The organism is Mesotoga infera (assembly GCA_011045915.1).
Lineage (GTDB): Bacteria > Thermotogota > Thermotogae > Petrotogales > Kosmotogaceae > Mesotoga > Mesotoga infera_D.
The window spans coordinates 1-6,683 of record DSBT01000119.1; the positions used below are offsets into that span (position 1 = coordinate 1).

The window sequence follows — 6,683 nt, forward strand, 5'->3', positions numbered from 1 at the left end:
GGCCTATCCGTGAATGGAAGAATCCTAAGACCATTTACTTTCTCCCGACTCTTTGGTCACAAACAAAGGATTAATGAAGGCTCAATATCGCTAACCTCTCCGATTTTCTTGCACTTCTCATCACCACTTGAAGACTTTGTCCAAGCCTTTGCAAATAGCCTAATCAAGAACAGAGGCATTCAACTGCTAGGTACAACACTTGAACTGAGATCAATTGAGGTTGAACCTAAGATACCAGAAGCGAGCTCTATCAGCGCGAGAACAATATCACCAATAACTGTCTATTCGACTCTCATGACAGCAGACGGAAGAAAGAAAACCTATTTCTACAATCCAGTAGAGAAAGATTTCGCAATTCAGATTCGGGAAAACCTCAACAGAAAGGCAAGTGCATTGGGCAATGATGCTAGAGCAGGAGAGTCTTTCTCCTTTCGACTTGCCTCAAGACCGGTTCAACGGATTGTCAAGTACAAGGATTTCACTCAGATTGCCTGGGATTTCCGCTTTGAGCTGCAGGCATACCCAGAGCTTATATCGATAGCCTACGACTGGGGACTGGGTTCAAAGAACGCTCAGGGTTTTGGAATGATAAAAACCATCGAAAGGAGGTGATCAGAATTGATCAAGAGTGTTTACGAAATCGGCATTTGGCATGAAGATGAGTTCGACGAAACCCAGCAGTTGACGGAGGATCTCGGCAAGAAATACACCAGAGTCATAACAATAGACTTGGAAACAGAGGGCGACAAACTTCTCTATTCCGGTTGCAGATTAGGGTACAAAACAGATGCTAATTACCTCTACAGAAAGACTCCTTCCGCAAAACCGGACCCATACTCTTTGACTCTGAAACCTTCAAGAAAAGGTCCAGCAGGTCTGATCGACAGGTTTGTGAAATTCTGTGAGATGCATCCAGGTAAACTTGCGAATGACATTAAAGATATTCTTTCAGAGAACAAAGAGAAGATCGTCGGCGATGTTGAAGAACAGGCTGGGCAGATTACCGAGAAGAATGAATTCTATTTCTTGACTGTTTTGATCGATGGACGATCTGTGGGAACGTTCAAGGAGTTCAGGACCGTTTTCCTAAATGAAGTTCAGAAGCTCCCAAACTCCCGAAGGGGCGGTTGCTTTTTGTGCGGGAAAGAAACCGAAGTTGGAGCCAGAGTTAGCAATATCTTCAAGTTTGCCACAATTGATCAGCCTGGTTTTGCACACATGATGAGCAACAAGAGTCACGATGTTACTATGCCTCTCTGTCAGGAATGTTTCTCCAAACTCGCCCTGGGTAAAAGGATTGCGGACGACAAGTTAACTCTCAACTTCTATGATTCACAAGTTTACGTCCTTCCAAGATTTGCGGGTAACAGAATAGGCAAGAGCCAACAGTTCACCGAAAATAGCCTTTCAGCGCTCAAGAGCCTTACAGACTCGTTCAGAGGAAAAGACGGTAGATATGAGAGATTTGAATCAAGGTTGATCAAGAAACTTAGCAAAGAGGACGCCTATTCGACTTTGAATTTCGTCTTCTTTGTCAAGTCAAGAGGGAAGGATGAGGTAAAAGTCTACCTGAACATAGAAGATGTTCCGCCATCCAGGATGACGGCTATTACAAATACCGCAGATAGTATTGAGACAGAGCTAAGATCTTTGGGTTCTCCCAGAATCAGATTTAAAATACTGTGGAAGGTTTTTAAAGGTTATGCTCAGCTAAAAAAGAACTCCTCTGACAGCCCTGTTCCTCCAACTAATTTTCTGGAATTCATGAGGACGATATTCAAGAGCACCAAGGCAGACTTAAATCTTTTCAAGAAGGCTTCGATGCGGTACTTTTACTCTCTTAAGATGAATGCGAAAGAAAGCGAACTAGAGAGTGTATTCTTCGATCGCAATTCGATAGTTGCAATGGGTTATTTCCTGGACAGACTGAATAATCCTTTAGAAGGAGGGGTTTTGGGTTTGAAAAAACCAAAGGAGGAATTACTAGAAGGGTATTTTGAGCGGTATCCCGGCTTCTTTGCAAACGATGATTTGAAGCTCACTTTTGTAATCGGAATGATCCACGCTCTTGTAGTGGCGATTCAGAAAGACCAGGGTTACACCGGTACAGCCGACCAGAGGATCAAGGGTTACAGGATGAAGCCAGACGATTTCAGAGAACATCTCACGTATCTCAGAGATAAGCACAAGCACTATTCGAAGAAGATAAAAAACGCCTCTCATATTGGATTTGTCGAGAAGCTCTTTGAACTCGCGGGAAGATATCAGCTGAATGCCGGAATGAAATGGAAATCGTCGTTGACAGACCTGAATTATGCATTCTTGTGTGGAGAAGCTTCGAAGAATCTGTTGATGGGTTCATCTGAAAAAGAAGTTGCCGAGGAAGCAACTGTGGAAGAGGAGGAATGAGCATGGCTGACTTGGTTAAGAACCGGCATGAGATAGTCTTTATCTATGATGTGAAAGACGGCAATCCTAACGGAGATCCAATGGACGAAAATAAGCCGAGAATGGATGAAACTACCGGGCTAAACGTTGTCTCGGATGTCAGACTTAAGAGAACAATCAGAGACTATATGGGGACAGTGCAGAAGGTAGAACGTCCTGAAGGCTACGAGCAAGAGGTTTTTATTAACGGAGATCCTGTAACGTCAGAACAGCGGGCAAAAGAGCTGATTACCGACATAACCGACAGTAAAAAGTTCGATAGACAGAGGGCATCGGAGGCTCTTCTTAAGAAATGCATAGATCTGCGTCTTTTCGGCGGAACCGTACCGATCTCAAAGCTCAATATGTCTATAACGGGGCCGGTTCAGTTCAGATTCGGCAGATCTCTTCACAGGGCCGATTCTGTCTTTGTTCAGGGAACGGCGGCTTTTGTCTCAAAGGAAGGAAACGAGCAGCGTAGTTTCAGTGAGAAGTGGCAGTTACCCTATTCTTGCATCGCTTTCTACGGTGTTGTCAACCAGAATACTGCAAAAGAAACACTCCTTACTGACGCCGATGTCGATTTCCTGTTTGAAGCCATGTGGGACGGTACCAAAGATCTAATTACCCGCTCCAAGATGGAACAGCTCCCAAGACTTCTTATAGATGTTGTTTATAATGATGAGAAAAACTTCCACATTGGCGAGCTTGATAAAGCTATTGAGCTGAAATCGGAGATTGAGGAGGAGAGGATCCGTGGTGTCAAAGATTTCAGACTTGAGATTTCCGAACTTAAGGGACTTCATGACAAATACGGAAACTCCATAAAGAAGGTCCGATACAGAATAGACCCTAGACTGAAGCTCACCCTCAATGGCGAACCATTCGAGATGGAAGGTTTACTGGAGGGCAAGACTGAAAAACTGGAAGAGTGAGGTGAGGACCCATGAAAGTCCTCGTCTTCGACATAGCCAGTGACTACGCACATTTCAGAAAGCCATATACTACGACATCTGCGCTGACTTATTCTGTTCCGCCCCGTACGGCCATCGTCGGGCTGTTGGGGAACATAATCGGTGTTCAAAGCGGAGGCTTCGGCAGGAGCGAGCAATCAAGTTACTTTGAGGCCAGAGGTTTGAAAACTGGCGTCAGGGTTTTAAGGTCCGTAAGAAAGACCACCTTCAATCTGAAATACCTCCACACTAAGAGCGGAGGCAGTATTCTTGTTCCAGTCGAATGCGTTGTCTCTCCCAATTATCGGATCTATGTCACAGGAAACACTCAACTCCTATCCGTTTTGAAAGGAAAACTCGAGAACTGCGAGACACACTTCACTCCTTGTCTGGGTATATCCGAATTCATAGCCTCAATAGACTACATCGGAGAGTATGAGGCAAACGATGTGAATGGTGAGGTGTTGGTCGATTCCATAGTCTATCTGTTCGATGAAGGAGAAATCAGATTCGAGAGCGGGTTAAATCTCTTCCGTGAGACACATGCCATTTACATGGACAACGACAGAAGGGTCCAGAGTTACTCGGAAATTGCCTATGAAGAAGACGGCAAAAGAATTCTCTTGTTAAAGAACCCTTCTCAGTCTGAAATCGTGAAATTGAACGGAGCTGAAGAGGAGGTGGTAATGCTTGTCTGAAGTTTATTCCCATCCGGCAAGAGAAGGTGAATCGCCCAGACCATTGATGGATCACCTCGATGGTGTCTATCATCTGATGATCTCAGAAATCGAAACCGCAAGTCTATATATGGACTTTGAAAACCTGCTCGGGGTCGATAAGAAGACCCTGGGCTTTCTGGTTGAAGCCATCGCATACTTCCATGATCTCGGGAAGGCTACTCCGGAATTTCAAAACATGATAATGAAACGTAGATTCAACAGAGACAGGTCCAAACATTCTGCTCTCGGGGCTTTTGCAATAGGAAAGTACCTCACGCAGACGGCGCCACAAGAAATCCAGCATCTAATCCCGGTAATCGTTAGCCTTTTGAAGCGTCACCATGGTCAGGCTGAAAACCCGGAATTCGGTTGTGACCTGGATAGCGATTCATATCTAATAGAATGGCAGCTCTTGAATCTGAACGGAGATTTTCTTAACGAACTTCGTATGAAAATCGATGTTCCACCTCTCGACAAAGATGAGGTGTCTGATCTCGTTTATGATTGGCAGGACTATTACGAAGATTTCTTCCTGGACGATAGAAAAGATATCCGACCTTTTGTATTGTATATGTACCTCTCATCCCTTCTGCGTTGGGCAGATGAAACCGATGCTGCCTTCAGAAATAAGCCATTGCCTAAGAGGGACGATCTTCCCGAAACACTCGTAGAAGATTACAGGAAAGCGAAAGGCTTTGACACGTCGGGAACAGATCCCATGAACCTTCTTAGGAGCAAATTCTACGACCTTGCGACATCAAATATCGACTTCGAAGTTGGTACACTCAAAGGACCTACCGGTATCGGAAAAACTTTGACTCTCCTCTCACTGGCCCTGAAATTGCGAGAAAACCTAACGAAAAAAGGCTATATTCCCAGGATCATATACTGCCTACCTTTCCTGAGCATAATAGATCAGACTTACGATGTTGCGCGAAAACTCTTCATTGAAACGGGTCGGCCCGAACCGACTCCAAATCAGTTGTTACAGCAGCATCATCTTTCGGAGATAGATTTCTTCACGGACAATGAAGATGAGAACTACGAGAAGTATGAGGCCGATCTTCTAGTAAATGCCTGGAACAGCGAGCTGACAATCACTACATTTGTGAGCTTATTCCATTCAATTTTTACTAGAAAACGAAACCCGAAATTCTTCAGGATACCGGGATCCATAATATTGCTCGATGAGATTCAGGCAATTCCTACAAGATACTGGGACCTTACCGGGAAAGTGATGCAGCTACTCGCCCAATACGGAGGTACAAGATTCATATTCTCCACGGCAACCATGCCATCGTGTTTCGGCCTTAGCGGTGAATCGCTTTTCAAGGAAGATATTCCGCTCAACAGATTTGAACTGGAACGTATCGACGAGATATCCTTTGAAGAATTCACAAGTAATCTGCTGCCCGATACTGTGGAAGAAGCGGTCTCGTCTGAGAAATCCTTGATGATTGTTATGAATACAATAGCTTCGGCTGAAGCTACTTTCAAGAAAATTCTTGAGTTGCCTGATACAGAAGCTGAAAAACTCTACTATCTGTCTACTAAAGTTCCGCCAGAAGTTCGAAGGCAGAGAATACAAAGCATAAAAGACGAAGGCGGCCCCTGCATACTGGTTACAACCCAGCTTGTCGAAGCCGGTGTCGATCTAGATTTTGACTACTGCATCCGTGACATGGGGCCTTTGGATAGTATTGTTCAGGTCGCCGGAAGAGTCAACAGATCCGGTAAAAAAGAAGCAGGCAAAATAAAGCTGATCGAGCTGACAGATTTCAACGATTGTCGTGCGCCGAGCAAGATCTATGACTCAGTTTTGTTATCTGCTACTAAAAGAGCTATGAATGATACTCTTTACAATGAATCGGAACTCTATTCACTCGTTGAAGACTACTTCAAAGCCATTGAAGGATCAGGCATTGAAACGAAATCAAAGGAGATTCTAGAAAGCATATACAAGTTAGAATTTGCCAAAATCGCTGATTTCAAGCTGATCGATGAGAGCGGCTGGACTTACCCGGTATTCCTGGAAATTGACGAGAAAGCAAAAGCCGCATGGCAAGAATACACAGATATCCTTCAAAGACCCACGACCGCTGAAGATAAATTCAAGCTTCTGGCGGAAAAGAAAAGCATAGTAAGAAAACTCGCACCTTACATAATCAACTATCGTGTAAAACATGATGAGAGTGAAGCCGATCTCCCACCCGTAGTAAGCGGTTTCTGCTACGTTCAGAAAGACGAGCTGGAACGCTACTACAACGAGTTGACGGGTTTTCATTTGTCCGGAAGTGACGTCTATTGATAGAGATATCCGGTTATCTTTTGCTTTCATATTCGAGCTGTGCCAGGGAAGCATGGTTGGTGGCTCACAGGATATTTCCAGAAAGCGAAAACACGAATCTTGCGCTTGGTCGTTTGATCCACGAAACCTCCTTCGAAAACAAAGGAGAGAAAGATATCGCTATAGATAACATTCGGCTGGACATGGTAGAGGAGAAAAAGGGAAAAACGATCGTCAGCGAAATAAAGAAGTCCAAGTATTCACTTGAAGGAGCGAGGGATCAGCTGCTCTTCTACC

At 44.4% G+C, this 6,683-nt stretch carries 6 protein-coding genes; all 6 read left to right on the forward strand.

Going from position 1 to position 6,683, the window contains the following annotated elements; genetic code table 11:
• Nucleotides 1-612 (forward strand): CRISPR-associated endoribonuclease Cas6 (cas6, locus tag ENN47_04035; GenBank protein ID HDP77350.1); only part of this gene is annotated, 612 nt, incomplete at its 5' end.
• A gap of 6 nt (nucleotides 613-618) precedes the next feature.
• Entirely contained in the window at nucleotides 619-2,409 is a 1,791-nt protein-coding gene (locus ENN47_04040) for a hypothetical protein (protein ID HDP77351.1), read from the forward strand.
• Nucleotides 2,410-2,411: 2 nt separating this feature from the next.
• The gene (gene cas7b / locus ENN47_04045) at nucleotides 2,412-3,362 is read left to right on the forward strand and encodes a type I-B CRISPR-associated protein Cas7/Csh2 (GenBank protein ID HDP77352.1); all 951 of its coding nucleotides are present in this window, start codon (nucleotides 2,412-2,414) and stop codon (nucleotides 3,360-3,362) included.
• Nucleotides 3,363-3,373: 11 nt separating this feature from the next.
• Complete coding sequence (gene cas5b, locus ENN47_04050) at nucleotides 3,374-4,078, forward strand: type I-B CRISPR-associated protein Cas5 (protein HDP77353.1); 705 nt, start codon at nucleotides 3,374-3,376, stop codon at nucleotides 4,076-4,078.
• Entirely contained in the window at nucleotides 4,071-6,407 is a 2,337-nt protein-coding gene (gene cas3 / locus ENN47_04055) for a CRISPR-associated helicase Cas3' (protein ID HDP77354.1), read from the forward strand. The genes cas5b and cas3 overlap by 8 nt, the downstream gene beginning before the upstream one ends.
• A partial coding sequence (locus ENN47_04060) for a Dna2/Cas4 domain-containing protein (protein HDP77355.1) occupies nucleotides 6,404-6,683 on the forward strand: 280 nt, incomplete at its 3' end. The genes cas3 and ENN47_04060, both read left to right, overlap by 4 nt.

What these genes read in the sequence shown, in the direction of transcription:
- cas7b (HDP77352.1), top strand. Translation starts at nt 2,412, where the DNA reads ATGGCTGACTTGGTTAAGAACCGGCATGAGATAGTCTTTATCTATGAT.
- cas5b (HDP77353.1), top strand. Translation starts at nt 3,374, where the DNA reads ATGAAAGTCCTCGTCTTCGACATAGCCAGTGACTACGCACATTTCAGA.